Consider the following 26,363-nt stretch of genomic DNA (forward strand, 5'->3'; position numbering starts at 1 on the left):
TTTAGAAAACTTTTTACAAAGTTAGGTGATTCTTGTCACCGCAAAGGGGGAAGGGAGTTAATGAATCTTTCATCACAGCTTCATCACACTGCCTCAATGCTGAGCAATAAGCCAGCATATTTTTTCATGGACAAAGCAAGCACCTATGCAGAGCTTGATGCTGCTGTAACTAAGTTTGCTTCTGGTCTTGAGAAACTTGGGGTAAAAAAAGGCGATCATATCGCTTTATTGCTAGGAAACTCTCCACATTTTGTCATCGGTATGTACGGAGCGCTAAGGCTCGGTGCAACAGTCATTCCCATCAATCCAATTTACACAGCAGATGAAATCGGCTATATCCTGAACAATGGCGATGTTAAAGTGGTCGTTGGTCTGGATTTAATGCTGCCGCTCGCTGAAAAAATGCATCAGCACCTGCCAAAGGTCGAACACTTCGTCATTGCGGAGACAGGCCAGAGCCAGATGTCTGAAGAGGAAATGTCCAAGCTTCCTTTAGGGCAAAAAATGAAACCGTTTACACATGTCGTTGGTTCTGGAGACCTGGATTTCAAGGGTCCTGAACTGAATGATGATGATGTTGCTGTCATTCTTTATACGTCTGGAACAACAGGCAAGCCTAAGGGAGCTATGCTTACACACCAAAATCTTTATAGCAATGCAAAGGATGTAAGCGATTACCTTAAGATGAATGAAGAAGACAAGGTGATCACGGCTTTGCCGATGTTCCATGTCTTCTGTTTGACAGTTGCCCTTAATGCGCCGCTGATGAACGGCGGAACACTGTTGATTGTCCCTAAGTTCAGCCCGGCAGAAGTATTCCGGATTGCCAGGAAATATGAGGCGACTGTTTTTGCAGGCGTACCGACGATGTATAACTTCCTATTCCAGTATCCAGAAGGAAACCCGGATGACCTTAAGTCACTTCGACTGTGTATTTCCGGCGGTGCTTCCCTTCCGGTTGCACTTCTCCAGAACTTCGAGCGCAAGTTCAATGTGATGGTTTCTGAAGGTTATGGTTTGTCCGAGGCTTCACCAGTAACTTGCTTTAACCCTCTTGACCGTCCGCGCAAGGCTGGTTCAATTGGAACTTCCATTGTGAATGTTGAGAACAAAGTTGTAAATGAAATGGGAGAGGAAGTGGCTCCTGGAGAAGTCGGCGAATTGATTGTCCGCGGCCCGAACGTCATGGCAGGCTATTATAGGATGCCAGAAGAAACAGCCGCGACTATCAGGGATGGCTGGCTGTATACAGGTGATCTTGCCCGCATGGATGAAGAAGGTTATTTTTACATCGTTGACCGCAAAAAGGACCTGATCCTGGTTGGGGGATACAATGTATATCCACGTGAAGTCGAAGAAGTTTTGTATAACCATCCTGAAGTAGTTGAGGTTGCGGTCCTCGGTGTTCCGGATCCGAACTTCGGTGAAGCTGTACGCTGTTATGTCGTCAGCAAGGACCCTGAGCTGACAGAGGAGCAGCTGCTGGACTACTGCCGTGAGCACCTGGCCAAGTACAAGGTGCCGAGCGCAATCGAGTTCCTCGAAGAGCTTCCGAAGAATACAACTGGGAAGATTTTAAGAAGAGCATTAAAGAATCAGGTTTTACAAAAACAATAATTTTTACAGTTGAGAGGCAGGCGCCATGCTTGCCTTGTTTTGTGTAATCTCAGCTTCGAAAGCTGGACAGAGTAAATCAAAGCGCTGGTGCTTTGATAAAGGGGCAGGAAATTTGCTCCCTGGGCTAGAATGTCATTGGAGAAGGAGTTGATCATGGTGGGAAACATCGATTTTCAATTACAGGGACATACAGCAATCGTCACGCTGAATCGCCCGGATGCATTAAATGCTTTTAATTATGAGACGCTTGATGAGTTACAGAATGTCATTGAAAAAATCAGGACAAACCGTGAAGCCAGAGTCGTGATTTTTACCGGTGCTGGCGATAAAGCATTCAGCGTGGGAGCTGATTTGAAGGAACGCCGCACTCTGTCTGATGAAGACGTGAAGCGGAATATCTATAAAATCGGCGAGGTATTCACGATGGTAGACCAGCTGCCGCAGCCGACAATCGCAGCCATCAATGGATTTGCCTTCGGTGGCGGAATGGAGCTTGCCCTGGCATGTGATTTCCGTGTTGCCGCAGCTGGGACGCAGATGGGATTGACAGAAACGAGCCTGGCAATCATACCTGGAGCAGGAGGAACTCAACGGCTTCCAAGGCTGATTGGCCAGGCAAAAGCACTTGAGCTGATATTGACAGCGCGCCGGCTGAAAGCTGAGGAAGCACTGGATTATGGCCTCGTTACCGCTGTAGTCAAAAAAGAAAGCTTGCTTGATGAATGCATGAAATTTGCCGAAATGATGCTGGCTAACGGACCTGTTGCACTGCAGCAGGCTAAATACGCCGTCAAGCAGGGGATGAATGCCGACTTACAGACAGGACTGCAAATTGAGCGCAAAGCCTATGAAGTCACCATCCCGACAGAAGACCGGCTCGAAGCACTGGCCGCATTCAGCGAGAAACGGAAGCCAGAATTTAAAGGAAAGTAACTCAACACGGCCGCGGCCGTGTTTTTTTATGTTGATTGCATTCTAGTTATTGCAAAAAAGGATGTTGAGAGACCATATAAATTGCACATTTCTTCGATTCGTACGCCGAATTTTGAAATATATCGACTACAATTCCATGATATCGACCACTTCTTAGATATATCGACCACATTTTCGAATATATCGGCCAACTGCACTTTTGAGGCCAGCGATTCGAATTTTTAACCGGTCAAATTATTTCGGTAAAAGAAATACTTTTCCAAGCTGCTGGAAGTATGTATAATATATTTTAATTGATTAAAGGGTTTCGATTTTTACATAGTGATAGAAAGGGCGGGGATCTCGTGGAAGGTACATTGGCTGTAAAGCATGCAACAGATTTTAAAAAAGGGATTCAATCAGGCATCAGCATTGCGATAGGGTATATGCCGATTGCACTTACCTTTGGCTTGATCGCCAAGACAACGGGACTTGCGCTCGGTGAGACGGTCATGATGAGCATGCTGGTATTCGCGGGCGCCGCACAATACATTTCCTTAAGCCTCCTTGCTCAGGGAATCGGTATTTTTGAAGTTATTCTCACTACCTTTATCGTGAATATCCGCCATTTCCTCATGTCTGCCTCCTTGAATGAAAAGGCAGAAGAGGATACGGTTGGGGCAAGGATGGGGTATTCCTTCGGGATTACCGATGAGACGTTTTCGGTCGCAGCAACGCGGGAGGGAACGGTCAATGCCGGTTATATGTTCGGTTTGAATCTCACTGCCTACTCAAGCTGGGTCGTCTTTTCCGGGCTAGGCTTCCTTGTCGGGGCCGGATTGCCGCAAACTCTTCAGGAAAGCATGTCAGTCGCATTATATGCTATGTTTGTCGGCTTATTGGTTCCATCAATGAAAACCAATGTGAAAGTTGTATACCTGGCAGCACTTGCTGCTGCGTTCAACTCGATTTTTACGATGGCTGAACTGATGTCCACTGGCTGGGCTATTGTCCTGGCGACTTTATTGTCGGCCATTATCGTAGAGGTTGTAGAAAGCTCTAAGAAGGACAGGAGGGCAGAGGCAGATGAGTAAAGAAATCATCATCATGATCATTGGGATGGCGGTCGTGACCTACATCCCGAGGATGCTTCCGTTCGTGATGTTCCGCGGTAAAGAATTGCCGCCTTTCCTGCAGGGTGTTCTGAAAAATGTCCCTTATGCCACACTGGGGGCGCTGATTTTCCCGGCAATCCTGTTCATTCAGGAAGACATCTGGTACGGATTGATCGGAGCCGCGGCCGCTTTCATCGTTGCCTTTATGGGTGCGAATGTCATTGTAGTCGTCATAGGATCGATTTCAGTCTTGACTTTATATTCTTATTTCTTTTAGATCTGCTGGCATGCAGGTCTATTTTTTTTGCCAATGAAAGGGACTAATCTAAAAAAAGGGCTGGCTGATTACAAAAATAAAGAAATGTTGACAAGATGAATGAATAGATTATAATTAACTTTATTAATTCCGACTATACTAATAAGTTTTATGAGAATAGGGTGGTTAAATTGTTTATCGAAATCAGCAATGTACACAAACAGTATGAAGATAAAAATAATCACCAGGTTGATATTTTAAAAGATATTAATCTAGGAGTGAATAAAGGGGAATTTGTATCGATCCTTGGTCCATCGGGGTGTGGCAAATCCACGCTTCTTTCGATAGTGGCCGGGCTGACTCCAGCTACAAGCGGAGAAGTTTCAGTTTTAGGTAAAAGAATTGATAAACCAGGGAAGGACCGGGGGATGGTGTTCCAGCAGGCAGCGCTTTTTCCATGGCTGAATGTCCTGGAGAATGTCCTGTTTCCGCTTAAACAGGAAATGCCGAAGAAGCAGGCAGAAGCCGAGGCAAAAAAACAGCTGCAAAAGGTCCAGTTGAGCAAGTATCTTTCACATTATCCTCATGAGCTTTCAGGTGGAATGCAGCAGCGGGTGGCCATTGCCAGGGCGCTGGCGATGAATCCGGAAATCCTCTTGATGGATGAACCTTTTGGGGCGCTTGATGAACAAACTCGCTCACGCCTGCATGGGCAGCTGGAGACGATTTGGGCTGAAACACAAAAGACTATCTTATTCGTAACCCACAGCATTTCCGAATCCATTAAGCTATCAGACCGAATCATCGTGATGGGAACAAAACCAGGAGTGATCCTTAAGGATATTAAAGTGGACATTCCCAGGCCCCGCGATGAGCATAAAAAAGAGATGGTTGAGCTGGAAGAATATATTATGGGCTACCTGAAGAAGGAGATCGACAAAGTCATCAGGGAGGAGCTTGCAGATGAATCCGCACATTAAGAGAATCATATTTTTCGCAGCAATCATTGCATTCTGGTACGCCGGAAGCGAGCTGGAGTGGTGGATGCCAATCATCCTTCCATCTCCGGAAAAGGTCCTAGAGGCATTGGTCATAGGATTCGAGGATAAAACCTTGATATATGATTTGATTGCCAGCTTCAAGCGACTTGGGATTGGCCTTGGACTTTCCCTGGTAATCGGGACAGCGCTCGGAGTCCTGCTTGCAAAATCCAAAACGGCGGATGAGACGCTTGGAACAATCGTCCTTGCTTTTCAAAGTGTACCGAGCATTGTATGGCTTCCACTCGCGATCATGTGGTTCGGCATGAATGAGAAGGCCGTCATTTTTGTAGTCGTTCTAGGAGGAACATTTGTGATGACCCTTAATATCAGGGTGGGCATCAAAAATGTTTCACCATTATTCATAAAGGCAGCCAGGACAATGGGTGTGAATGGCTGGAATTTGTATAAGAGAGTGATTTTTCCGGCAGCCATCCCCTATGTAGTCACGGGTTCAAGGCTGGCATGGGCATTTGCCTGGAGGGCCCTCATGGCAGGGGAACTTTTAAGCACGGGTCCGGGTCTTGGATATACTCTGCGCTACGCTTCAGACTTCGGCAATATGGGTCTGGTCATAGGCGTCATGATCATCATTGGCATTATTGGAACAGTGGTTGACCAGCTTATCTTCCAGCGCATCGAAAAATCGGTGCTGAATCGCTGGGGACTTGAATCATAAAAACAGGAGGGAATCACATGAAAAAAGCTTCGATATTTCTTGCAGTTCTAATGGCATTCGCGGTGCTGCTTGCAGGCTGCGGTGCAGGAGGATCATCCACAGCATCTGGTGAAAAGGAGAAAATCGTCATCGGTTATTTCCCGAACATCAATCACGTACCTGCCATGGTGGCAAAAGATAAGGGCTATTTTGAACAGCAGCTTGGAGATGGTACAACAATCGAGTATAAGACATTCGCTGAAGGCGGCTCATTCATGACTGCCTTGAAAACAGGGGAAATCGATGCAGGTCTTGTCGGGCCGGGCCCGGCTATGAATAACTACTCAACAGGCGCTGATGTTAAGATCATTGCGGGTGCATCCACTGGGGGCACGGTGGTTCTCGCAAGGAAGGGAGTCAAGATTGATTCAGTTGAAGACTTCGCAGGCAAGACGTTCATCACACCGGGCGTAGGTTGCACACACGATGTCCAGTATGAAACGTACCTGGAGGCGGAAGGTATTACATCACAGCGTATCGGCGGGACGATGAAGCATCTTACCGGCCAGCCGGCACAGTACGCGGCAATGCTGAAGGCAGGCAAGGTGGACATCGCTGTAGCACCAGAACCATGGGCAGCCGTCATTGAAAAAGAAACAGGAGCAGAAGTCGTCATCGGCTGGAATGAAGTATCATTTGGCGAAACACTCCCTGCATCCGTAATGGTCACTTCCGGTAAGATGATCGAGGAACAGCCTGAAACTGTCCAAAAAATAATTGATGCTCATAAAGATGCTGTGAAATTCATCAACGAAAATCCAGCAGAAGCACAAGCAATCACGATCAACGACATTAAAGAAACAACAGGGCAAGAACTGGAAAAGGATGTAGTCGAGCTGGCATGGGAGCGCATCGGCTTCACACATGAAGTAGATGCACAGGCAATCCAGGACTTCTCGGATTCATCCTACACTTTAAAGTTCTTGAAAGACAAACCAGACTTCAAAACATTGATTGACGATAGCTTCCTGAAGAATTAAAGAAGCTAGCATAAAGAAAAAGGTATCGGGATTTTTTCCTGGTACCTTTTTGCTGTTAAAAGCAAATGTCTGACTAGACGAAGAAATGTAGAACTTAGGAATTACTACAACTGAATTGCTGCTATGGAGAATTCGGTAACAAGTTGGGTGAACATGTGCCCGAAAAGCGGGGGAGTCGGTGAATTCGGTAACAAGTTGGAAGAACATGTGCCCGAAAAGCGGAGGAGTCGGAGAATTGGGTAATTGTTGGATGAGCATTTCCTCCTGCCAGCAATAACTTGTTCTATTTTTGGGACAAAGGATTAAAATAGTTATAGACATGGTTGTACGTAAAGGGGGAGAAGCTATGGCGAGAAAGATGGGTTTTTACGGTGTTATCGCCTATGTGCTTTATGGTTTTGCGGTTTACTGGTACTTATTTTACTTTGCAGATAGCAGCCTTCCATTTGAGTTCGAAGGTTCGAGAGCTGACCCTGCAACATTCTTGAATGGAAGGGAATTAATGTTGAGTGAGGAATACTCAAAAGTTAGGAATTTATTATTTTTCCTGTCGACACCTTTTGAGTGGCTGTTTTACTTTTTGATCTTGCTCTTGGGGCTTTCAAAAGCTTTCAAGAAATGGGGAGAAGAAACGGCGAAGAATAAGTATGGCCAGACAGCGATTTATTTGATTTGGCTCACATTCTTTGCTTATATCGCGACCTTCCCGCTAAGTTACATCAGTTATACGCTGTCTAAGACCTATAATATATCGACGCAAACATTTGCTTCCTGGATGAAGGATGAGTTGATTGATTTCTGGATCAATTATGCGATGATGTTCGTGATTGTCATCGTCCTTTACTGGCTGATGAACAAGTTTAAGCAGTTCTGGTGGCTGTTTGCATGGATGCTGTCCGTTCCGTTCACATTGTTCATCATGTTCCTGCAGCCGGTAGTGATTGATCCGCTGTACAATGATTTTTCCCCGCTGAAAAATAAAGAGCTGGAGTCTAAAATCCTGGAAATTGCGGGTGAGGCCAATATTCCCGCTGATCATGTATTTGAAGTGGATATGGCTGAAAAAACCAATGTCCTGAATGCATATGTTACGGGAATTGGTTCCAATTCAAGAATCGTTCTTTGGGATACGACATTGAACAGATTGAACGATGATCAAATTTTGTTCATAATGGCCCATGAAATGGCTCATTATGTGGAGAAACATTTATATATCGGGATCGCCGGCTACCTGGTTCTTTCTTTGTTCGGTCTGTACCTTGTCTCAAGATTGATGAACTGGGCAATCAAGCGATGGGGTAGGGAATTCAAGCTGGAGCATCCTGGCGACTTGAGGTCGTTCCCGCTGTTCTTGATGTTCCTCTCAATGATCATGTTTGCCTCAAGCCCGGTTTCCAATCTTGTCTCCCGCTACCAGGAAACAAGGGCTGACCGGTATGCGATCGAAATGACGGACAATACTGATGCAGCGATAACTGCCTTCCAGGAACTAACGAAGGCGGGACTGAGCCAGGTCAATCCCCCATGGCTGGTAAAGGTTTTCCGCTACGGACATCCAACCATGCTGGAACGGATTTCCCGACTTGAGGATTATGAAGTGAAGAAGAGAAATGAACAGGAAGACGAATATTGAGCAAAGCTAAAACAAAAAGCCCTCGAACATGAGGGCTTTTTTGAATTCAACAAAGCGATCAGCCTTATTTCGGAATAATAAAATATCCCCTATATAGGGGATATCACTCATCAAGTGCCAAATTGTTTGTTGAGATCCTTCAATTCTTCCGTCAAGGTTAAAAACAGGATTTTGTCTCGTTCATCGATTGCTTTATCAATTTTCGTCATCAATTTTTCTTTCTTGGTATTCAGCTGAATTTCGGAAATTAGCATGTCAACATACAGGTCCAGAACAAAAGATTCCTTGGCTTTAATGCGTTTCATCACGCTGGCCTTCATGGTTTCAGAATACGATTTTTCTTTCATTTACCTCACCTCTTAGACCTTTTTTATATTATATGGATTATCGAAAAGATAATCAACTAAATTTTTATAATTTTTAGAAAATTTATATTCAGACATTAAATGTGGCTAAAAATAGAACTTTTTATGTAATTAAAGAAAATTAAAACACTTATGGTAAAATAGGGTATGAGGTATACTAGGAGGTGAAGGAATGACAGGAAGTACAAAGAACTTAGTAGAAGAGTACGAAATAAATCCTTTTACCATGATAATTATTCCTGAAGAATACGGCAGCAGGATTTACTCCAGGGTGATCGAGCTGGAGGAGGAGTATTTATCCCCATTCAGACCAATAGATGTCGTTAAGAAAAGCTGTAAATATTTTGGAAGCAGCTATGAAGGCAGGAAAGAGGGAACGAAACAGCTTACCGGGATCACCCATAAAACCCCCATCATCATCGACCCTATAAGCTCCATTTATTTCATGCCAACAAGCTCACCCACAAAACAGGATTGCATCTGGGTTTCACACGAGCATGTATTATTCCATAAGAAGGTGGATGCCCACAGTACACAGGTTACCTTCAGGAATAAGAAAACCCTGATACTTCCGGTATCCCATCATTCATTTGAAAACCAGGTGCTGAGGACATCCCTGCTTCGCACCAAATTCTTGCAGCGAATGAAAGAAACAGAACGTAAAGCGTTATATCTGCTCCATGGTCCGAAGTACAGTGACTCACAGGGGTATGGCAATCTCGTCAGTGAGGCATATAAAGACTGAGGAATCCGGTTTTCAGCCGGATTCTTTTTGTTCTGCTGCCACTGTTTTGAACCGTTTGAAAAGATAATGGACCATCAGTTCCTGGACTTTGTTGCGTATTCGGGGATTGAAATAGTTATGCTGTTCTTCGTAGCCTTTGTAGATGAAGAGGAACATGGTGAAGGCGTCATCCCGTCTTACTTCTTCAACCTTAAGGTTATTCTTTTTGAGGTAGCTTTTCACGATGGAGAGTTCTTTCTGGACTGCTTTCATTGTTTCTTCGATTAGTTCCAAATAGGGCTTTTTTAATTTAAATGGACTATTTTCGACGACAGAAAGATCCCGATTGAGCACGACCAGTACCATCGGCAAATAGATGGCCTGCTCCATAATATCGCGGTCTTTTTCAGGAATCCTTGTCATTTTGCTCTGTCCCTTCAATTTAAAATAAGAACATTTGTTCGTAATTATCGTACCGGATTTTGAAGAGGATTTCAAGAGGATAAAAAAATTACTCCTACCTATCATCTTCTCCAAAACAAAAGGAAAATTGCAGTAATGGTGTGTAGTCGGTTTTTTTCGGAAAAAGATATCGATAAAAGCAGGAGATTTATTTCTGTTATCGAAATATAAAGTGAATAATTTAACTTTGGAAGGATGGCTCCCGTGATGGAAAAAAGATTTATTAAAGCAGAGGATTTATTTGAATTAAAGTCCGTTACTGACCCTCAGTTTTCTCCTGATGGAAAGAAGTGTGTGTTTGTTCAGACAGAGATGCTGGAGAGCAAGAATGATTATGCATCTAATTTATACATAATTGACATTGAAGGAGGCGGAGAGCCGAAGCAATGGACATATGGTGAATACCGCAACCATTCTCCGAGATGGTCACCGGATGGATCGAAACTGGCTTTCGTTTCAAACCGCAGCGGCAAGAACCAGATTTTTGTTCTCGATGCTGCAGGCGGGGAGGCGAAGCAGGCAACCGATTTCAGAAATGGTGCCAATGGTCCAGTCTGGTCTCCGGATGGATCTCGGATCGCCTGTTCCGTATCCTTGAAGAGTGACGAGGATTTGCTTGAAAAAGCAGAAGAAAAGAAGGACGACAAAAAGCTGGAACCTTTCGTAGCTGAGGAAATGAAGTATAAATCAGACGCAGCTGGCTTCTGGGATGGAAAGTATAAACAGACTGTCATTGTGAACCTTGCAGACGGCAAGGCAGAATCAGTGGCAAAAGGCGAAGTAGACTATCATCTGCAATGCTGGTCTCCTGATGGCAAAAGCCTTGTATTATCGGCTGATGAGACATCTGAACGCGATTTCTCATTTAAAAGTGATTTGTGGCTGATGGACATTGAGACAGGAAATAAAACGAAGCTGACGAATGGTACAGGCTACTTCGGGAATGCTGTATTTTCACCTGACGGAAAATACCTTGGCTATACGGGACATGAGAGAGAGTTTGAGAATGCAACACTAACTCAGCTTTGGGTACAGGACCTCCAGACTGGCAGCATCCAATGTGTCACGGAGAACATGGATATTCTTGTTGGAGACGCTGTTGCCGCAGACTTCCAGCAGGGCGCTAATAGTCCTGGATTGATCTGGGGCGAAGATGGCAGGAGCTTTTATTTTCTTGCAAGTGACCAGGGCAACACGGTTTTATACTTTGGAAACCTTGATGGCGAAGTGTATCCGGCACTTCTTGACCAGCAGCATATTTATGGGTACACTCTTGACGGCAAAAACCAGAGAATCATTGCGGCCATCAGCAATCCAGTGCTGCCGGGAGAATTGTTCCAGCTTGAAGTCACCACTGGTGAGATGAAGCAGCTGACCTCTGTGAATGAAAAGGTATTGGAGTCAGTCACTTTATCGAAGCCTGAGCAAATTTCTTTCGAAGCAAGTGATGGTACCCCGCTTCATGGCTGGATCATGAAGCCTGCTGGATATGAAGAAGGAAAGAAATATCCACTGATTCTTGAAATTCACGGGGGACCACACGCTATGTATGCAAACTCGTATTTCAATGAATTCCAGGTCTTGGCTGCTGAAGGCTACGGTGTCCTTTATATCAATCCGCGAGGCAGCCATGGGTATGGACAGCAATTCGTCAATGCCGTTCGTGGCGATTATGGCGGCGGGGACTATCAGGATGTGATGGACGCTGTCGATTATGCTCAGGAAAATTACGATTTCATTGACAAGGAACGATTGGGAGTGACCGGCGGGAGCTATGGCGGATTCATGACAAACTGGATTGTCGGTCATACGGACAGATTCAAGGCAGCCGTCACGCAACGTTCAATTTCAAACTGGATCAGCTTCTATGGTGTCAGTGACATCGGCTACTATTTTACAGAGTGGCAGATTCAGGCTGACCTCAGCGACTTGGAAACATTGTGGAAGCATTCACCTATCGCCTATGTGGATAAAATCAATACACCATTATTGATCCTTCACAGCGAAAAGGACTATCGCTGCCCGATTGAACAGGCAGAGCAGCTTTTCATTGCCTTGAAGAGACAGGGGAAGGAAACGAAGTTCATCCGATTCCCTGAATCGAACCATGAGCTCTCAAGAAGCGGAAAGCCTAATCTGCGACTCAGCAGGCTGGCGTCCATAGTTGATTGGTTCAATAGCCATCTGTAAAATAAACGAATGACTGCCCGCGGCATGTGATATGCCGCGGGTTTATTTTTGAAAAATTCTCCAGATAAGTTTAAGGTTATAGGTAAAGAAGGAAAATAGTAATAAAGTGTTGCTTATGAATCAATGTTGGTAACAACTAACCTGTCATGAATTAAAACATTGCAAAAGCAACAACTTAACAAAAAGGACTTAATAAAAGTCAGTTCAATATCTTTAAAGCGGAAGGAACTTTCATATGAGATCTGAACGGCATCAGCATAAAAAGAAAAGAAAAAGAATAAGATGGTCCAGCATTTTTCTGCTGCTGTTCCTGTTGGTCGGAGCCGTTGCGCTGTATTCCTACATGCAATTCCGTTCTGGCGTAAATGATTCGGAAAGGGCGGGTGAGGAAAACAAGCAGGAATACCATTTTAATGGCGAGAGTGACCGCAATGGCCTCACGAATATCCTGCTGATTGGCAGTGACGCGAGAGGAGAGGAAAATTCAAGGGCTGATACAATCATGATTGCCAGCTATAATCCAGATACGGAGTCTTATAAGTTGACTTCAATCATGAGGGATACGTATGTGGAGATCCCGGGACACGGAAAAAATAAAATCAATGCTGCGTTTGCGCTTGGGGGCCCGGAGCTATTACGGCAGACAATTAAGGAAAACTTTGATGTCAGCCTTCAATATTATTCAATCGTCGATTTTGAGGGGTTCGTCCGCCTGATTGATGAAGCATTCCCGGAAGGTGTTGAAGTCGACGTTGAAAAGAGAATGTCCGAGGGGATAGGTGTCACACTCGAACCAGGCGTTCAGCGACTGGATGGGAAGCATCTTCTTGGGTATGTCCGATTCCGCCAGGATGCAGTCGGTGATTTTGGCCGTGTTGAACGCCAGCAAAATGTCATAAAGGAAGTCGGCAAGCAATTCGCCAGTATCCAGACTTTGCCGAAGCTCCCTAAGTTGGTGGGAGTTCTTACTCCGTTTGTCAATACCAATATGGATACAGGCGATATCTTATTTATGGGAAAAGGGCTGCTCTCCAAGGATAATCGGAATATCGAAACAATGAGGATACCCGTTGAAGGTTCATTCGAAAATCAGAGGGTGAGCGGTGCAGGTGCTGTCCTCGTGATAAACAAGGAAGAGAATAGGAACGCGCTGGAACAATTTTTAACTCAGTAGCTGGCTTGGCTAAAAACTCCCCAAAATAAAAATAGAGGTGTACAATTATCTCTAAGAGGTAAAAAGGATAAGGGGATCAGAACTTTGACTCAGTGTTCTGATTTCCGAGTTGTTTGGACAAGGAGATTTCAATGGATGTTGAATTGATGAAAGAATGGTTTACAATCGAAAACATTATGGATTTGCTCAGCCAATACCGTTCATTTGGGCCGATTCCCGGAATCCTTCTGCCCATGCTTGAGGCATTTTTGCCGTTCCTGCCATTGTTCTTATTTGTCATGGCGAATGCGAATGCGTTTGGGCTGTGGCTTGGGTTTCTTTTTTCCTGGATTGGAGCAGTTCTCGGTGCCCTGCTCGTTTTCTTGATCTTTCGCAGGTATGGCCAGGGACGGATCCTCAGGTTTTTGCAGCGCCACCCCAAAGTCCAGAAGGGAATGAATTGGATAGAGCGCCACGGGTTTGGCCCGATATTCCTGATGCTTTGCTTTCCTTTTACTCCATCTGCCCTCGTCAATATTGTTGCCGGTCTTTCAAAAATCAGCATGGCTCAATATATGCTTGCAGTGATAACAGGGAAAATGGTCATGATTTTCACCATCAGTTTCGTAGGATATGATATTCGTTCATTGATCACCAATCCGGCGCGAACTGCAATCGTTCTCGCAGTAATTGCCATTCTGTGGTATATCGGCAAAAGAATTGAAGTAAAAATGAATATGAGTGTTGGAAAAGACGATAATGACAGATAGCAGGATAACAGGTGGTGAAGGAAGTCGATGAGAGAAGTCGTGAAAAGGGAAGGCCTCGAATGGATCAAGGCTTTTGCTCTCGGAATGATCATTTTTATCTTTATCAGGATTTTCTTTTTTTCCAATTATGTGGTTGAAGGGGAATCTATGCTTCCTACACTGGAAGACGGGAATAAAGTCGTTGTCAATAAGCTGGGATACGAGACCGAAGATCTTGAAAGGTTTGACGTGATTGTCTTCCATGCGAATGAGGAAGAAGACTTTGTAAAGAGGGTCATCGGCCTGCCGGGGGATAAAGTTGAATACCGGGAGGATATGTTATTCATCAATGGCAAAAAGGTGGAGGAACCATTTTTGAAGCAGTATCGCGAGCAATCCCCCGTGGGCTACTTGACTGGCGATTTTACACTCCAGGATTTGACCGGGATTGAAAGAGTGCCAGAAGGAAAATTGTTTGTCCTAGGCGATAACCGCCTTGGAAGCTGGGACAGCAGGCAGTTTGGTTTCATTTCAGAAAATCAGGTCGTTGGCAAGGTCAATCTTAGATACTGGCCGCTCGAGGAAATGGATGTATCGTTCTGAACATACATATAGAGAAGTGAAAGACTCGTCATTTTTCGAGTCTTTTTTTATTTCGTTCATGTTAGACTTAAAGCACCATTCTAAAAAACAGGGCGGAGATTACATGCAGGGAACATTGCCATTGATCAAAACAAAATTAATTGTTCCTGGCTTACAGGAGCAATGGATAAGGCGGGCAAAACTATCGAGAAAAATGAAAGCGGTTTCCGAAAAGCCGCTGACCATCATTCAGGCAGGAGCCGGTTATGGCAAGAGTACGGCTCTGGCCTTGCATGTCAACGATCAGAAACAGTCATGCTGCTGGTATACCATCACTTCTTCTGATGACGATATTCTTCCGTTTCTGTCCTATTTGACAGCCTCGATTCAAACCTTGTTCCCGGATTTTGGCCAAGAGTTAATACCCTATATGAAAAAAATGAACCGTTACATAAGGGAAGAAGAACTTAGCATGCTCTCTTCTCTTTTCATCAATGAGATACTTCAGATCCCTGAACAAATTGTTGTCATTCTCGATGATTTCCACGCAATCGAACATTCCTACCATATCAATGTCTGGATGGAAAAACTGCTGGAGCATATGCCAGGCCATCTCCATCTTGTCATTTCAACCAGGACAAAGCCCGGTTGGAAAGTGCTGGCTAAGTTAAGGGCTAAAAATGAATTGAATGAGATATCGAAGACAGATTTGATTTTTGGCAAAGAAGAAATTGAACTGCTTCTTTCTGATTATTATCAGCTAGCTATCAGTGACGAACAAATAGACCAGTTGTATCAAATTACAGAAGGGTGGGTCATTGCAATAGGAATGATCGCCCAGCAGCTTCCTCACCTGCAGAGTCTGGATGATCTCCTGGCAGAACCGGCAAAGTCGCTTGAGGATCTGTTTCAATACCTGGTTTATGAAGTGTTTTCAAAACAGCCTCCAATGATTCAGCAATTCCTTGAACAGACAAGTATCTTTGAGGAAATAAGTACGGATATATGCGATCACATCCTCGGTATGAAGAGTTCCATCCAGATGCTGGAGCAGTTGACTGCGAAAAATCTGTTCATACAGCAGATAGGCGACAGCCAGTTCAGGTATCATGCCCTTTTTCGCGAATTCCTCGAGACCAGGCTGATCACCAGCCAGCCTGGTCAATACAGAGTATTGATGATGAACAGTGCTCATTATTTTGAAAAGAAGGGGCAGTGGGAAGAGGCATTATATTGTTATGAGAAAATTGGCCAATACAGCGCTGCTGCAGCGATTATGGACGAACAGGGGATGGAGCTTCTCGAAATGGGCAAGCTCGAGAATCTGCAGGAGCGCCTTGCAAAAATCCCCAAGGAGGATAAAAGGCGCTATTGTTCCCTCTTATTTCTTGAGGGAGAGGTTTACCGATATCGCTCATTGTACAAGCAAGCGGAAGCATGCTATGAGCAGGCCATACAGACAGCTGACAGGATGGGGAATGCAGAATGGAAAAGCAAGGCACTTGAAGGCAAAGCAAAAATTTATCTGGATACAATCCAGCCGCTTAAAGCTGAACGCATTTTAGCGCAGGCAATCGAGCTTCGGGAAGCGGCGATGTTTGATGCTGCCGCGGAGGAAACGGGAAGGCTTTATCGCCTTCTTGCTGAAAACTTGATCAATTCCGGACAGGCATTGAAGGCTGAAAGGTGGATTGAACGGGCAAGGTTGATGGGGGTCCATATAGAGGATGGAAACCTGGAAGCCCGGCTATATTTAAGGACCGGCCGATTCCAAGAAATGAGAAAGATTTTAATGGATGCCAAGGCGCCAGGCCATCTGGATGATAAACTGCATTTGCCGCAATCGCACAGGGAGACCGATCTGCTGCTGGCATTGATTGAAGCTTTTACAGGCAATGGCATGCAAGCAAAGGCATTATCTCAATCAGGGATCCAGTATGGGATTGATATCCAGGCTCCATTTGTGGAAGCTTGCGGTTGGATCAGGATGGGCCATGCAGTCCAGCTGATTGAAGAATATGATCTGGCTCTTGCTGAAAAATGCTATGAAACGGCACTTGATATCATGGGACGCCTGAGCATCGAACGCGGGAAGGCTGAACCGCTGATGGGCCTATGCATTCTTTATGGCTCAAGGCGTGAATATGAGAGGGCTGCTGAGGCTGGGAGAAAGGCGCTGCTTGAAACAGAACAGGTGAAGGATGTCTGGCTTTCGGCTCTCATAACGCTTTGCCTGGCGATTGCATCAATTTACAATGACAGGCACAAGGAGGCGAGTGAGAACCTTCATAAAGCAGAGGGGCTGATCAACCAGTGTGGTGATGAATATGGCAGGATGCTGCTTTCGTTCTGGAAGTCCTATTATTATTTTTCATTGAATGAAGATGAGGAATTCAAATCAGCATTTTCAAGCTTTTTAAAATTGATGAAGACAGGCGGATATGAATTTTTCCTGAAAAAACGGACAACATTTGGGCCGCGGGATTTGCAAGTGTTCTCACCTATGCTCATTGAAGCGGTAAAGCAGTCCATAGCGCCTGGATATGCCGAGAAGCTGTTGGAGGATTTGAAGATCCCCCGCCTGAGTGCCCATCCTGGCTATACATTAAGGGTCCAAGCGCTTGGCCAATTCCGGCTCTGGCTTGGAGACAGGGAAGTGGAGGACAGGGATTGGCAGAGAGGAAAGGCGAAAGAGCTTTTTCAGCTATTCTTGACAAAGAGGAACCAGTTCCTGATGAAGGAGGATATTTTCCAGATTCTTTGGCCAACACATGAGGGAAAGAATGCAGACAGAGATTTTAAAGTTGCGCTGAATGCCTTGAATAATGTTCTGGAGCCTGCGCGCAAAGCGAGATCCACCCCATTTTTCATTATCAGGGAAGGAACGGGATACGGAATAAACCCCCAGGCAGCAATTCAACTGGACTCGCGAATATTCGAAGAATGGGCAGAAGCCGGCCTCGAAGAGAAGAATACTGAAAAATCGATGGAGGAACTAGAGCGCGCCTTGAATCTATATAACGGGGATTATCTTCCTGAAAGAAGGTATGAGGATTGGTGCCTCAATGAACGGGAGCGGCTGCTTGTATATTTTCTGCGTGGTGCTGAAAAGCTGGCGCAGCTGAATGTAAGGCGTGAAAACTATGACTCTGCCATTCATTGGTGCCAAAAAATCCTCCACAGGGACAGAACATGGGAGGAAGCTTATCGATTGCTGATGTTTTGCTATTATCGTAAGAACAATCGTCCGCAAGCCATCCGCTGGTATAAAAAATGCAGTGAAGTGCTTGAGGAAGAACTGGGAGTCACTCCGCTGGAACCAACCAAGCATATGTATGAGATGATTATTGAAGGGCAAAATCAATAGACATACAGGAGGAACGGCATGGGGACAAAAAGACAGATTCACAGTTCATTGAAGGTTTTATTAGTATCGGATCTTGCAAAATCGCGGAAGTTTTACAGTGATGTATTAGGCTGTGAGGTGACCGACTGGTGGGCCATCCGGGATGGGTTTTCAGGACTGGCACTAAAACTGCTGGAAGCGAGCGATCCGAAAGAAGTGAGGCCTAACCCGCCGGCAGCAGGGGAAAAGCAAGGGTTCGACCTGTATTGCTATGTAGAAGACTGGAATTCGCTTGATGAGCTATACCAAGAATTCAAGGAAAAGGGTGCGCAAATTGCCATCGATCCATGGGTTGATGAAAATAATGGTCCTTGGAAGGAGTTTGCCGTCAAAGACCTTGATGGCTACTGCATTGCTTTTGGCGGGACAGACGGCTTTTGACTTGGAACTGCTGCATCCTATTACTGCGTTAGGCCACGGTTACAATGGTGTCAAAATAACTCTTCAGGATCAGCCATCTTGCGGGATAGGTTACAGCGAAATCCTCGATAGACTCTTTTGAATACATCAGCAGGCAATCAATCTGCTTTTTATGGAGTTTTAAATCATAGAGCAGGGCATGTGGGATCGTATAATGCTCGTTCAGCTGGTATGGATTTAATTTTACAGGCTGAATTCTCTCTGCCTTCATTAGATCAAGCAGCAGTTTTTGCTGAATATCAACACTTTCATCCTGGATATGTCCATTTATATGAATCTTTTCATTGATCAGATAGATTCCCATCATAGAAATCCCCTCCATGTTTTAGGCAGTTTAGTAACGTTATTGCCATAAAAATGGGAGGGGATACTATTTTATTAGGAAGTTTTATAATGAAAGTCCATTTTACCGATCCCGGTACTTATAGATCAATCCTGCAATGATGTTTGCCGGTATGAACAAAATATTCGATTGAAGGTTCATGTGAAGGATTTCTTCCTGCACAGGCATTTCCTCGTACATTTCACTTTGTGAAAGCTGCTTCTGTTTCTTTAGTTGTTCCATTTTTTTTGATATATCTGTACTGGATCGGTGTCATGATGATGGTCGTAATGATCCATGGAAGTGTGAAAAGGATCATGATAAACAAAAATACAGAATCCATCGAAGTTGTCCCCCTTTTTATGTATCTCTCTATACGGAATGCGCCTCTTTTTGGTTTCACTTTTTACAGTTTTTAGAATTTCAACAATTGCTGGCTAATCATATCCCCCATGATGTAACTCATTTGTAACTGGCATTCTTTAAGATGATGTCAAAGCTTGTAGGCTTTGGAATACCATTTTTAAAGGGGGAAAGGCAATGAAAGCTGGTCAGCGGAATTTTGTTTTATCTTTTATGCTCATTTTGGTCTTGTTGTTTACTAGTGCCTGCAGTGGATCGGGGACAGAAAAGTCAGGAGGCACTGAAGGGAAAGAAGGGAACGATGAACCGAAGAACACAGAACCGATCAAAATTGGTGTGCTGGCTTCCCAAACGGGCGGACTTGAAGCTTATGGGAAGCAGACACTTCGCGGTTTCGAGCTTGGCCTTGAATACGCAACGAATGGAACAAATGAAGTCGCGGGCCGTAAAATTGAATTCGTTGTTGAAGATACAGAAACCAAACCTGAGGTAGCGGTCCAGAAAGCGACGAAACTTCTTGAAGAGGATGAAGTAGACTTCCTGGTCGGATCTTCAAGCTCAGGCGACACGCTGGCAGTTCTGCCGCTCGCTGAGGAATATGAAAAAATCATGATCGTCGAGCCGGCTGTTGCGGACAGCATCACAGGCTCTGAATTCAATGAATATATTTTCCGCACGGCACGTAACTCTTCTCAGGATGCTGTTGCGGGTGCCGCTGCAATTGCGAAGGATGGCGTGAAAATCGCAACTCTTGCACCGGATTATTCTTTTGGCCGCGATGGCGTCGCAGCCTTCAAAGAAGCAGCAGAAAAACTTGGCGCTGAAATCATCCACGAAGAATATGCAGATCCAGCTGCAACAGACTTCACTTCGAACATCCAGAAAATCATCGACCAAAAGCCGGATTACTTATTTGTCGTCTGGGCTGGGGCGAATTCTCCATGGAACCAGATTTCAGATATGAAAGTACAGGAAAAAGGAATCAAAATCTCCACAGGCGCTCCTGATATCGCAGCACTTGCAACAATGGAGCCACTTGTCGGCATGGAAGGCTTCACAGTCTATTATCATGACCTTCCGCAAAATGATATTAATAAATGGCTTGTTGATGAACATAAAAAGCGCTTCAACGGTGAGCTTCCAGACTTATTCACACCAGGAGGCATGACTGCAGCGATGGCGATTGTCGAAGCTTTGAAGAAAACCGAGGGTGACACGGATTCCAAGAAATTGATCGAGACAATGGAAGGGATGAGCTTTGATTCACCAAAAGGAAAAATGACCTTCCGTGAAGAGGATCATCAGGCACTTCAGGCATTATACGCAATCAAGCTCGAGAAAAAGGAAGGAGTCAACTATCCAGTTCCTGTCCTGATCCGCGAGCTCTCTCCAGAAGAAACAGCTCCGCCGATAAGGAATTAACAAGAATAATAAGATAGTATAAAATCACTTCGAGAACTGTCCAGCTCCAGCGCCTAGCCCCTCGAGTCGCTTCGGTCCTGTCAATGAAGTCAAAGAACGACTTCACCGTCAGGCCCTCCAGCGCTTGTCGGGGCTGACCAAGGCGCTTCCGCTCCAAATATCATAATGAACTTCGGTAACTCAGCCGAAGTTCATTATGCTTTTACTGAAGGCGTAATTCAATCAAGGGTGGTGAAGTAGATGACGGCAATTATCGAGACGAAAGACCTCAGCATTACATTTGGCGGCCATACCGCTGTTGATTCTGTCAGCATTTCAGTCCCGCATAATCATTTCAAATCAATCATCGGTCCCAACGGTGCCGGAAAAACGACTTTTTTCAACCTGTTAAGCGGGCAGCTCGTGCCGACGAAGGGACAGGTCGTGTATAAAGGCAATGACATCACAAACCTTTCTCCGACCAAAAGGACGAGGGCCGGAATCGGACGGTCCTTTCAGATCACCAATGTCTTCCCCAATTTGACGGTAATGGAAAATGTCCGTCTGGCGGTCCAGTCACATGAAGGAGTCCGCTATCAGATGCTCAGGCATTTCCGTTCTTTTAAAAAGTTTGAGGAGCAGGCAGAAGAGTGGCTGAAACTGGTCTTGCTCGATGGCAAGAAGGATGCGCTTGCGAGGAACCTTGCCCACGGTGAAAAAAGGAAGCTGGAAATAGCGATGCTGCTGGCTTTGAACACCGAAGTGCTGCTGCTTGATGAACCGACTGCAGGCATGTCACTTGAAGAGGTTCCGGCAATCCTGGAAGTAATCAGGAAAATCAAGGAGCGCGGTGACCGGACGATCATTTTGATCGAACACAAAATGGATATGATCATGGATCTTTCGGATTCGATCATGGTTTTATTCAATGGTGCTCTGCTTGCCGATGGGACACCGGAGGAAATCATGAAAAATGAAACGGTCCAATCTGCATATTTGGGAGGTTTGCATAGTGAGCACGCTGCTGAAGCTTGACCAGGTGGAGACATTCATAGGTCAGTATCACATCCTTCAAGGCATCTCTTTTGAAGTGCCAAAGGGGGAGGTTACCGTACTGCTGGGGCGGAATGGTGCCGGCAAAACAACTACACTGAGAACAATCATGGGATTGAATCCGGCTGCAAAAGGCTCGGTTATTTTTAAAGGTGAAGAAATCAAGAGCCACCCAACCTATACGATTGCCAATAAAGGAATTGGTTATGTGCCAGAGGACCAGGGGATTTTTGCCGGGCTGAGCGTTGAGGAAAATATCAAGGTAGCAATCAAAAATGAAAATGATGAAACCCGTCAGCGGCTGGAATGGATTCTTGAGCTTTTTCCTGACTTGAAAAAGTTCTGGAAAAAACCGGGCGGGCTTTTGAGCGGCGGCCAGAAGCAGATGCTTTCTATCGCAAGAGCCTATGTCAATGACAATGAACTGCTTTTGATCGATGAACCCAGCAAAGGCCTCGCGCCAATCATAGTGGAGAAGGTGATGGAGTCGATCCAGCAAATGAAGGATAAGACAACGATCATCCTTGTGGAACAAAACTTCATGATGGCCAGCAGTATTGGCGACAGCTTTTACATTATCGATGATGGCAGGACGGTTTCGAATGGCTCGATGAACCTCCTTCGTGAGGACGAAGAAATGAGACGGAAATATCTCGGCATTGCCTAGGAAAGGGGGAAGCAAGAGTGGATGTATTGATTAATTTAAGCCTTAACGGCCTTGCCACAGGAATGCTGATCTTCCTCCTGGCAGCCGGTCTTACCTTGATTTTCGGCCTGATGGATGTGCTTAATTTTGCCCATGGCGGTTTGTTCGCCTGGGGTGCCTACAGCGGCATTTGGATATATTCAACAACAGGCAGCTTTTTTGCCGGGATTATCGGTGCCGTCCTGACGGGCATGATCCTTGGCATCGTCACAGAGCGCTGGATCATCAAACCGGTTTACGGCAACCATGTACAGCAAATATTAATCACGCTCGGATTGATGCTTGTTTTATCAGAGATGTTGAAAGTAGTATGGGGCCCTAATCAGATCTCAGCGGCAACCCCTGATTACCTTTCCGGCAGCTGGGAGTTTGGCGGAATCATCATCATCAAATACCGGGTTTTCATCATTGCCGTAGGATTTGCGGTATTCCTCGCTGTTCAATATTTGCTTAAAAAGACAAAAATCGGCCTTGTCGTCCGCGCCGGTGTCATGAACAAGGAAATGGTCCAATCACTGGGTGTCAACATCCAGAGAGTATTCATGTTCGTGTTCATGATAGGAGCGGGAATGGCGGCTCTTGGCGGAATGCTTTTAGGTCCCTATTCAGGTGTGATTTATGCGGATATGGGCATGGAGTTTGCGATCCTCGCGTTCATCGTTGTGGTCATAGGCGGAATGGGCAGCTTTACAGGCTCGGTGATGGCTGCGATTTTAGTTGGCCTGTCAGGTTCATTCATGGCCTATTATGTTCCCGACCTCGCTTTGGCAGCGAACATGCTGCTGATGGCAGTAGTGCTGATTTTCAGGCCGCAGGGCTTATTCGGGGCAAAGGGGTGAGAAGGATGACAAGATTGTTTTCAAATCGCATGAACATCTTATATTTGCTTGTCGCCGGGTTCCTGGCAGTACTTCCATTTGTCTACGATTCCAGGAGCATGCTCATCCTGCTCTCCCAGGTGTTCATTTTTGCCGTACTGGCGATGAGCTACGACATCCTTCTCGGATACACCGGCATCGTCTCATTCGGTCATGCGATGTTCTTCGGGATTGGGGCGTATACAGTAGGAGTCTTCATGAAAAGGTTTGAACCTGAAACAAGCTACTTTCTGCTGGCTGTCCTGGTCACGATTTTGCTGACTGCTGTCGTAAGTTATTTCGTCGGACTGCTGACACTGCGCTTGAAAAGCCACTTTTACGCGATGCTGACTATGGCCTTCGCCGGATTGTTTTTAGTACTGGCTGAAAAATGGCGGACGGTTACTTATGGGAATGACGGCTTTACATTCAGGGTTCCGGACTTTCTGAAGGACCGCACTGACTTCTATTTGATTTGCCTCGGTTCGATGGTCCTGGTGTTCATTTTATTGAGAAGATTCACCAATTCCCCGCTTGGAAGAGTTCTTCAGGCAATAAGGGAAAATGAACAGCGCACAGAATCGCTTGGATACAGCGTATTGCAATATAAAATCATTGCCAGCGTCGTGTCTGGAGTCATTGCCGGAATTGCGGGGATTTTATATGCTGTTTCCCTCAGATTCGTGAATACAAGCGTTTTTACAATGGATATCACACTGGATGCCTTGCTGATGACGATCATTGGAGGAGTCGGGACGTTGGTCGGGGCAATCATCGGCGCGGGAATCATCGAGTTTTCCCATCACTGGCTGACTGAGCTTGCAAAGGTTCACTGGATTTTCGAAAGATGGATCATCTTTTTCGGCATCATTTATATCCTTGCTGTCATGTTCTTCCCTCAGGGGATTGTCGGTTCCCTGCAGAAGCTGAAGTTGAGAAAGAAAGAGAAAATCAAGGTTCCGGTTGATTCAGAGACAGTAAGCCAGGGAGATTCGTGATGGAAACAAAGCAAGTTACTTCATTCGTTCTCCGCTTCCAGCTCACGGACATCGAAAGCGACAGCGGCAGAAAATACTGGAGGGTCAAGGTAACCCATGTGCAGGAGGAAAAAGAAGCAGTCTTTGATTCCTTAGAGTCAGCAATGGAATTCATCAAAGGTATAGTTGGAGAATCATAGAAGGGGTTTTCTTTTAAAAGTATAAACTTTTGCACTTAGATTAGTGTCTAGCTCCAACGCCTAGCCAGTTTTCATCGCTGTGAGTGCCTCCTCGAGTATCTTGCGAGAAGCGTTAGCTTTGAGCAGCTCGAGGTCGCTTCAGTCCTGCCAATGAAGTCAAAGAACGACTTCACTGTCAGGCCCTCCAGCGCTTGTCGGGGCTGACCAAGGCGCTTGCGCTTTTCTTAAAGGAGGAACCAAGATGCAAATTGGCATTGTCAGTACGGGAATCTACCTTCCTGAAAACTATGTCACAGGAGCGGAAATTGCCAGGTTGGCAGGAATTCCCGAACAAGTTGTGGAAGAAAAAATGGGAATAAGGAAAAAGCCGATGCCAGGACCGGAAGACCATACATGCGAAATGGGAATCAAGGCTGCAAGGATTGCATTGGAAAAAGCGAACCTGGATCCGTTGGACATCGACCTTGTCATCTATATTGGTGAGGAGTACAAGGAATATCCATTATGGACAGCAGGTATTAAACTGCAGGAGGAAATCGGGGCAAGAAATGCCTGGGCCTTCGACACGGCCTTAAGATGCGGAACGACAGTGATGGCCCTGAAGCTGGCGAAGGGAATGATGGTCTCTGATCCGGCAATCAACACCGTCCTCCTCGCAGGGGGCTATCGCAATGGTGATTTCATAGATTACCAGAATCCAAGAACACGGTTCATGTACAATCTCGGGGCAGGCGGCGGTGCGATTTTATTGCAAAAGGACCATCAGGAAAACAGGTTGCTAGAGACAGAAATGATTACGGATGGTTCTTTTTCCGAGGATGTCGTCGTCGTTGCCGGCGGAACAAAAAATCCGATTACAGCAGAGAGCCTGGCAAGAGGCCTGTACCAGCTTGATGTACTTGATCCAGAGGGAATGAAGGAGCGGCTCGAGCAAAAGTCGATGGCCAATTTTTTAAAAGTCATCCGGCGGTCGGTGGAGAAAAGCGGTTTTTCCGAAAAAGACATCGCCTACGTCGGGATGCTTCATATGAAGCGGTCGGCACATGAATTTGTATTAAGGGAGCTGGGATTAACGGAAGAGAATTCCATCTACCTAGAAGACTTTGGGCACATTGGACAGATTGACCAGATCCTGTCTCTAGAACTGGCAGAAAAGGCAGGGAAATTAAAGGATGGAGACATTGTCGTCCTAGTCAGTGCCGGTATCGGCTATGCGTGGGGTGCGACGACTATTGTTTGGGGAAAGGGCGTGTTGTAATGGAAAAAACGGCAGTGGAAATGAAGAAGGTTGACTTGCCAAATGGGGAAACAATCGCTTATAGGGAGCGGGATGGCGGAACCAAAAATGTTCTTTTGGTCCATGGCAATATGACATCATCCAAACATTGGGACTTGTTGATTGACGCGATTGATCCTGAATATAAAGTTTTTGCGGTGGATTTGCGGGGGTTCGGGGAGTCCAGCTATCATAAGCCAATCATGTCGATCCAGGATTTTTCCGATGATGTAAAAATGTTTGTTGATGGAATTGGGCTGAAGGATTTTGCCCTTGTAGGCTGGTCGACGGGAGGAGCGGTAGGAATGCAGTTCGCCGCTGATTACCCAGGCTATTGTGAAAAGCTTGTGCTGCTCGCTTCCGCTTCTACAAGAGGATATCCTTTCTTCGGCACAAGTGCTGAAGGCCTCCCTGATGTGAACAACAGGCTCGTTACTTATGAGGATGTTAAGGGAGATGCTGGTAAAACGATTGCCGTACAGAGTGCTTACGACCAGCAAAATAGAGGATTTCTAAAGGCAATGTGGAATATGTTGATTTATACCGGTCGTCAGCCGGAAGAACGGCATTATGACGAGTATGTTGATGATATGCTGACACAGCGCAATCTCGCTGAAGTCTACCACTCTCTTAATACTTTTAACATCAGTGCTTTAAATAATGGCTTGAAGGATGGTACAGATCAGGTGAAGGATATCCAGATTCCTGTGCTTGTGCTCCGGGGTGACCGGGATCTAGTGGTCACTGGGAGGATGGCAGATGAAATTGTCGAGGACTTTGCAGGGCGTGCAAGGTTTGTGGAATTGAAGGATTGCGGCCATTCGCCATTAGTGGATGACCTGGATCAGCTATTGCAGCATATCGAAGGATTTTTAGCAGAGTAGGA

28 protein-coding genes are annotated in these 26,363 nt (G+C 45.5%); 23 read left to right on the forward strand and 5 right to left on the reverse strand.

What is annotated here, in order from left to right; translation table 11 throughout:
• Nucleotides 1-60: 60 nt before the first annotated feature.
• From RH061_RS05980 to RH061_RS06015, 8 genes are all read left to right on the forward strand, one after another.
• The gene (locus RH061_RS05980) at nucleotides 61-1,617 is read left to right on the forward strand and encodes a fatty acid--CoA ligase family protein (protein ID WP_311074625.1); all 1,557 of its coding nucleotides are present in this window, start codon (nucleotides 61-63) and stop codon (nucleotides 1,615-1,617) included.
• Nucleotides 1,618-1,770: 153 nt separating this feature from the next.
• Entirely contained in the window at nucleotides 1,771-2,550 is a 780-nt protein-coding gene (locus RH061_RS05985) for an enoyl-CoA hydratase-related protein (protein WP_396654862.1), read from the forward strand.
• A 344-nt stretch (nucleotides 2,551-2,894) separates the two neighbouring features.
• A complete protein-coding gene (locus RH061_RS05990; protein WP_311074627.1) occupies nucleotides 2,895-3,623 on the forward strand; it encodes an AzlC family ABC transporter permease in 729 nt (242 codons plus the stop codon).
• Complete coding sequence (locus RH061_RS05995; protein WP_311074628.1) at nucleotides 3,616-3,921, forward strand: AzlD domain-containing protein; 306 nt, start codon at nucleotides 3,616-3,618, stop codon at nucleotides 3,919-3,921. Before RH061_RS05990 ends, RH061_RS05995 begins: the two co-directional genes overlap by 8 nt.
• A 170-nt stretch (nucleotides 3,922-4,091) precedes the next feature.
• Entirely contained in the window at nucleotides 4,092-4,880 is a 789-nt protein-coding gene (locus tag RH061_RS06000; RefSeq protein ID WP_167832105.1) for an ABC transporter ATP-binding protein, read from the forward strand.
• Nucleotides 4,864-5,619, forward strand: coding sequence for an ABC transporter permease (locus RH061_RS06005; protein WP_311074630.1), 756 nt, complete (start codon nucleotides 4,864-4,866; stop codon nucleotides 5,617-5,619). The genes RH061_RS06000 and RH061_RS06005 overlap by 17 nt, the downstream gene beginning before the upstream one ends.
• A 17-nt stretch (nucleotides 5,620-5,636) precedes the next feature.
• Nucleotides 5,637-6,638 (forward strand): aliphatic sulfonate ABC transporter substrate-binding protein, encoded by a 1,002-nt coding sequence (locus RH061_RS06010; protein ID WP_311074633.1) that lies wholly within the window; start codon nucleotides 5,637-5,639, stop codon nucleotides 6,636-6,638.
• Between the two features lie 346 nt (nucleotides 6,639-6,984).
• Nucleotides 6,985-8,271, forward strand: a complete 1,287-nt coding sequence (locus RH061_RS06015; protein WP_311074634.1) for a M48 family metallopeptidase — start codon at nucleotides 6,985-6,987, stop codon at nucleotides 8,269-8,271.
• A 110-nt stretch (nucleotides 8,272-8,381) separates the two neighbouring features.
• On the opposite strand, the gene RH061_RS06020 is transcribed toward RH061_RS06015, so the two are convergent.
• Nucleotides 8,382-8,618 carry an IDEAL domain-containing protein gene (locus RH061_RS06020; RefSeq protein WP_167832109.1) on the reverse strand — a complete coding sequence of 79 codons (237 nt, stop codon included), beginning with the start codon at nucleotides 8,616-8,618 and terminating at the stop codon, nucleotides 8,382-8,384.
• Between the two features lie 190 nt (nucleotides 8,619-8,808).
• Here RH061_RS06020 and RH061_RS06025 point away from each other — a divergent pair, with 190 nt between their 5' ends.
• The gene (locus tag RH061_RS06025) at nucleotides 8,809-9,381 is read left to right on the forward strand and encodes a competence protein ComK (RefSeq protein ID WP_311074636.1); all 573 of its coding nucleotides are present in this window, start codon (nucleotides 8,809-8,811) and stop codon (nucleotides 9,379-9,381) included.
• Nucleotides 9,382-9,393: 12 nt separating this feature from the next.
• Here the strand turns inward: RH061_RS06025 and RH061_RS06030 are convergent, their stop codons facing one another.
• Complete coding sequence (locus tag RH061_RS06030; RefSeq protein ID WP_311074637.1) at nucleotides 9,394-9,783, reverse strand: YhjD family protein; 390 nt, start codon at nucleotides 9,781-9,783, stop codon at nucleotides 9,394-9,396.
• Nucleotides 9,784-10,029: 246 nt separating this feature from the next.
• On the opposite strand from RH061_RS06030, the gene RH061_RS06035 reads away from it, so the two are divergent.
• The 6 genes from RH061_RS06035 (at nucleotide 10,030) to RH061_RS06060 (ending at nucleotide 18,283) form a co-directional block, all read left to right on the forward strand.
• A complete protein-coding gene (locus tag RH061_RS06035) occupies nucleotides 10,030-12,012 on the forward strand; it encodes a S9 family peptidase (RefSeq protein WP_311074639.1) in 1,983 nt (660 codons plus the stop codon).
• Nucleotides 12,013-12,247: 235 nt separating this feature from the next.
• Entirely contained in the window at nucleotides 12,248-13,186 is a 939-nt protein-coding gene (locus RH061_RS06040; RefSeq protein WP_311074640.1) for an LCP family protein, read from the forward strand.
• Nucleotides 13,187-13,317: 131 nt separating this feature from the next.
• Nucleotides 13,318-13,935 carry a TVP38/TMEM64 family protein gene (locus RH061_RS06045; protein WP_311074642.1) on the forward strand — a complete coding sequence of 206 codons (618 nt, stop codon included), beginning with the start codon at nucleotides 13,318-13,320 and terminating at the stop codon, nucleotides 13,933-13,935.
• Nucleotides 13,936-13,962: 27 nt separating this feature from the next.
• Nucleotides 13,963-14,517 carry a signal peptidase I gene (gene lepB, locus RH061_RS06050; RefSeq protein ID WP_311074643.1) on the forward strand — a complete coding sequence of 185 codons (555 nt, stop codon included), beginning with the start codon at nucleotides 13,963-13,965 and terminating at the stop codon, nucleotides 14,515-14,517.
• Nucleotides 14,518-14,620: 103 nt separating this feature from the next.
• Entirely contained in the window at nucleotides 14,621-17,863 is a 3,243-nt protein-coding gene (locus tag RH061_RS06055) for an AfsR/SARP family transcriptional regulator (protein WP_311074644.1), read from the forward strand.
• A gap of 18 nt (nucleotides 17,864-17,881) precedes the next feature.
• A complete protein-coding gene (locus RH061_RS06060) occupies nucleotides 17,882-18,283 on the forward strand; it encodes a VOC family protein (RefSeq protein ID WP_311074645.1) in 402 nt (133 codons plus the stop codon).
• A gap of 28 nt (nucleotides 18,284-18,311) precedes the next feature.
• On the opposite strand, the gene RH061_RS06065 is transcribed toward RH061_RS06060, so the two are convergent.
• From RH061_RS06065 to RH061_RS06075, 3 genes are all read right to left on the reverse strand, one after another.
• Nucleotides 18,312-18,629 carry a hypothetical protein gene (locus RH061_RS06065; RefSeq protein WP_311074646.1) on the reverse strand — a complete coding sequence of 106 codons (318 nt, stop codon included), beginning with the start codon at nucleotides 18,627-18,629 and terminating at the stop codon, nucleotides 18,312-18,314.
• Between the two features lie 99 nt (nucleotides 18,630-18,728).
• A complete protein-coding gene (locus RH061_RS06070) occupies nucleotides 18,729-18,887 on the reverse strand; it encodes a DUF3949 domain-containing protein (protein ID WP_311074648.1) in 159 nt (52 codons plus the stop codon).
• Nucleotides 18,847-18,987 carry a hypothetical protein gene (locus RH061_RS06075; protein WP_311074649.1) on the reverse strand — a complete coding sequence of 47 codons (141 nt, stop codon included), beginning with the start codon at nucleotides 18,985-18,987 and terminating at the stop codon, nucleotides 18,847-18,849. Before RH061_RS06075 ends, RH061_RS06070 begins: the two co-directional genes overlap by 41 nt.
• Before the next feature lie 233 nt (nucleotides 18,988-19,220).
• On the opposite strand from RH061_RS06075, the gene RH061_RS06080 reads away from it, so the two are divergent.
• From RH061_RS06080 to phaZ, 8 genes are all read left to right on the forward strand, one after another.
• Nucleotides 19,221-20,429, forward strand: coding sequence for a substrate-binding domain-containing protein (locus RH061_RS06080; RefSeq protein WP_396654886.1), 1,209 nt, complete (start codon nucleotides 19,221-19,223; stop codon nucleotides 20,427-20,429).
• A gap of 240 nt (nucleotides 20,430-20,669) precedes the next feature.
• On the forward strand, nucleotides 20,670-21,443 hold the full coding sequence (locus RH061_RS06085; RefSeq protein WP_311074653.1) for an ABC transporter ATP-binding protein: 774 nt from the start codon (nucleotides 20,670-20,672) through the stop codon (nucleotides 21,441-21,443).
• Nucleotides 21,421-22,128 carry an ABC transporter ATP-binding protein gene (locus tag RH061_RS06090; RefSeq protein WP_311074655.1) on the forward strand — a complete coding sequence of 236 codons (708 nt, stop codon included), beginning with the start codon at nucleotides 21,421-21,423 and terminating at the stop codon, nucleotides 22,126-22,128. The genes RH061_RS06085 and RH061_RS06090 overlap by 23 nt, the downstream gene beginning before the upstream one ends.
• Nucleotides 22,129-22,145: 17 nt before the next feature.
• Nucleotides 22,146-23,006 (forward strand): branched-chain amino acid ABC transporter permease, encoded by an 861-nt coding sequence (locus RH061_RS06095; protein ID WP_311074656.1) that lies wholly within the window; start codon nucleotides 22,146-22,148, stop codon nucleotides 23,004-23,006.
• A gap of 5 nt (nucleotides 23,007-23,011) precedes the next feature.
• Nucleotides 23,012-24,022 carry a branched-chain amino acid ABC transporter permease gene (locus RH061_RS06100; RefSeq protein ID WP_396654863.1) on the forward strand — a complete coding sequence of 337 codons (1,011 nt, stop codon included), beginning with the start codon at nucleotides 23,012-23,014 and terminating at the stop codon, nucleotides 24,020-24,022.
• On the forward strand, nucleotides 24,022-24,201 hold the full coding sequence (locus tag RH061_RS06105; RefSeq protein ID WP_311074657.1) for a hypothetical protein: 180 nt from the start codon (nucleotides 24,022-24,024) through the stop codon (nucleotides 24,199-24,201). The genes RH061_RS06100 and RH061_RS06105 overlap by 1 nt, the downstream gene beginning before the upstream one ends.
• Nucleotides 24,202-24,442: 241 nt before the next feature.
• Entirely contained in the window at nucleotides 24,443-25,459 is a 1,017-nt protein-coding gene (locus tag RH061_RS06110) for a 3-oxoacyl-ACP synthase (protein ID WP_311074659.1), read from the forward strand.
• On the forward strand, nucleotides 25,459-26,361 hold the full coding sequence (gene phaZ, locus RH061_RS06115) for an intracellular short-chain-length polyhydroxyalkanoate depolymerase (protein ID WP_311074660.1): 903 nt from the start codon (nucleotides 25,459-25,461) through the stop codon (nucleotides 26,359-26,361). The genes RH061_RS06110 and phaZ overlap by 1 nt, the downstream gene beginning before the upstream one ends.
• The last annotated feature ends 2 nt before the right edge of the window (nucleotides 26,362-26,363 follow it).

Origin of the sequence: Mesobacillus jeotgali (assembly GCF_031759225.1) — a bacterium.
Taxonomy (GTDB): Bacteria; Bacillota; Bacilli; order Bacillales; family Cytobacillaceae; genus Mesobacillus; species Mesobacillus jeotgali_B.

Bases quoted from the DNA above. Each gene is read 5' to 3' on its own strand.
- RH061_RS05980 (WP_311074625.1), top strand. From the start codon at position 61: ATGAATCTTTCATCACAGCTTCATCACACTGCCTCAATGCTGAGCAAT.
- RH061_RS05985 (WP_396654862.1), top strand. From the start codon at position 1,771: ATGGTGGGAAACATCGATTTTCAATTACAGGGACATACAGCAATCGTC.
- RH061_RS05995 (WP_311074628.1), top strand. From the start codon at position 3,616: ATGAGTAAAGAAATCATCATCATGATCATTGGGATGGCGGTCGTGACC.
- RH061_RS06005 (WP_311074630.1), top strand. From the start codon at position 4,864: ATGAATCCGCACATTAAGAGAATCATATTTTTCGCAGCAATCATTGCA.
- RH061_RS06010 (WP_311074633.1), top strand. From the start codon at position 5,637: ATGAAAAAAGCTTCGATATTTCTTGCAGTTCTAATGGCATTCGCGGTG.
- RH061_RS06015 (WP_311074634.1), top strand. From the start codon at position 6,985: ATGGCGAGAAAGATGGGTTTTTACGGTGTTATCGCCTATGTGCTTTAT.
- RH061_RS06020 (WP_167832109.1), bottom strand. From the start codon at position 8,618: ATGAAAGAAAAATCGTATTCTGAAACCATGAAGGCCAGCGTGATGAAA.
- RH061_RS06025 (WP_311074636.1), top strand. From the start codon at position 8,809: ATGACAGGAAGTACAAAGAACTTAGTAGAAGAGTACGAAATAAATCCT.
- RH061_RS06030 (WP_311074637.1), bottom strand. From the start codon at position 9,783: ATGACAAGGATTCCTGAAAAAGACCGCGATATTATGGAGCAGGCCATC.
- RH061_RS06035 (WP_311074639.1), top strand. From the start codon at position 10,030: ATGGAAAAAAGATTTATTAAAGCAGAGGATTTATTTGAATTAAAGTCC.
- RH061_RS06040 (WP_311074640.1), top strand. From the start codon at position 12,248: ATGAGATCTGAACGGCATCAGCATAAAAAGAAAAGAAAAAGAATAAGA.
- RH061_RS06045 (WP_311074642.1), top strand. From the start codon at position 13,318: ATGGATGTTGAATTGATGAAAGAATGGTTTACAATCGAAAACATTATG.
- lepB (WP_311074643.1), top strand. From the start codon at position 13,963: ATGAGAGAAGTCGTGAAAAGGGAAGGCCTCGAATGGATCAAGGCTTTT.
- RH061_RS06055 (WP_311074644.1), top strand. From the start codon at position 14,621: ATGCAGGGAACATTGCCATTGATCAAAACAAAATTAATTGTTCCTGGC.
- RH061_RS06060 (WP_311074645.1), top strand. From the start codon at position 17,882: ATGGGGACAAAAAGACAGATTCACAGTTCATTGAAGGTTTTATTAGTA.
- RH061_RS06065 (WP_311074646.1), bottom strand. From the start codon at position 18,629: ATGATGGGAATCTATCTGATCAATGAAAAGATTCATATAAATGGACAT.
- RH061_RS06070 (WP_311074648.1), bottom strand. From the start codon at position 18,887: ATGGAACAACTAAAGAAACAGAAGCAGCTTTCACAAAGTGAAATGTAC.
- RH061_RS06075 (WP_311074649.1), bottom strand. From the start codon at position 18,987: ATGGATTCTGTATTTTTGTTTATCATGATCCTTTTCACACTTCCATGG.
- RH061_RS06080 (WP_396654886.1), top strand. From the start codon at position 19,221: ATGCTCATTTTGGTCTTGTTGTTTACTAGTGCCTGCAGTGGATCGGGG.
- RH061_RS06085 (WP_311074653.1), top strand. From the start codon at position 20,670: ATGACGGCAATTATCGAGACGAAAGACCTCAGCATTACATTTGGCGGC.
- RH061_RS06100 (WP_396654863.1), top strand. From the start codon at position 23,012: ATGACAAGATTGTTTTCAAATCGCATGAACATCTTATATTTGCTTGTC.
- RH061_RS06105 (WP_311074657.1), top strand. From the start codon at position 24,022: ATGGAAACAAAGCAAGTTACTTCATTCGTTCTCCGCTTCCAGCTCACG.
- RH061_RS06110 (WP_311074659.1), top strand. From the start codon at position 24,443: ATGCAAATTGGCATTGTCAGTACGGGAATCTACCTTCCTGAAAACTAT.
- phaZ (WP_311074660.1), top strand. From the start codon at position 25,459: ATGGAAAAAACGGCAGTGGAAATGAAGAAGGTTGACTTGCCAAATGGG.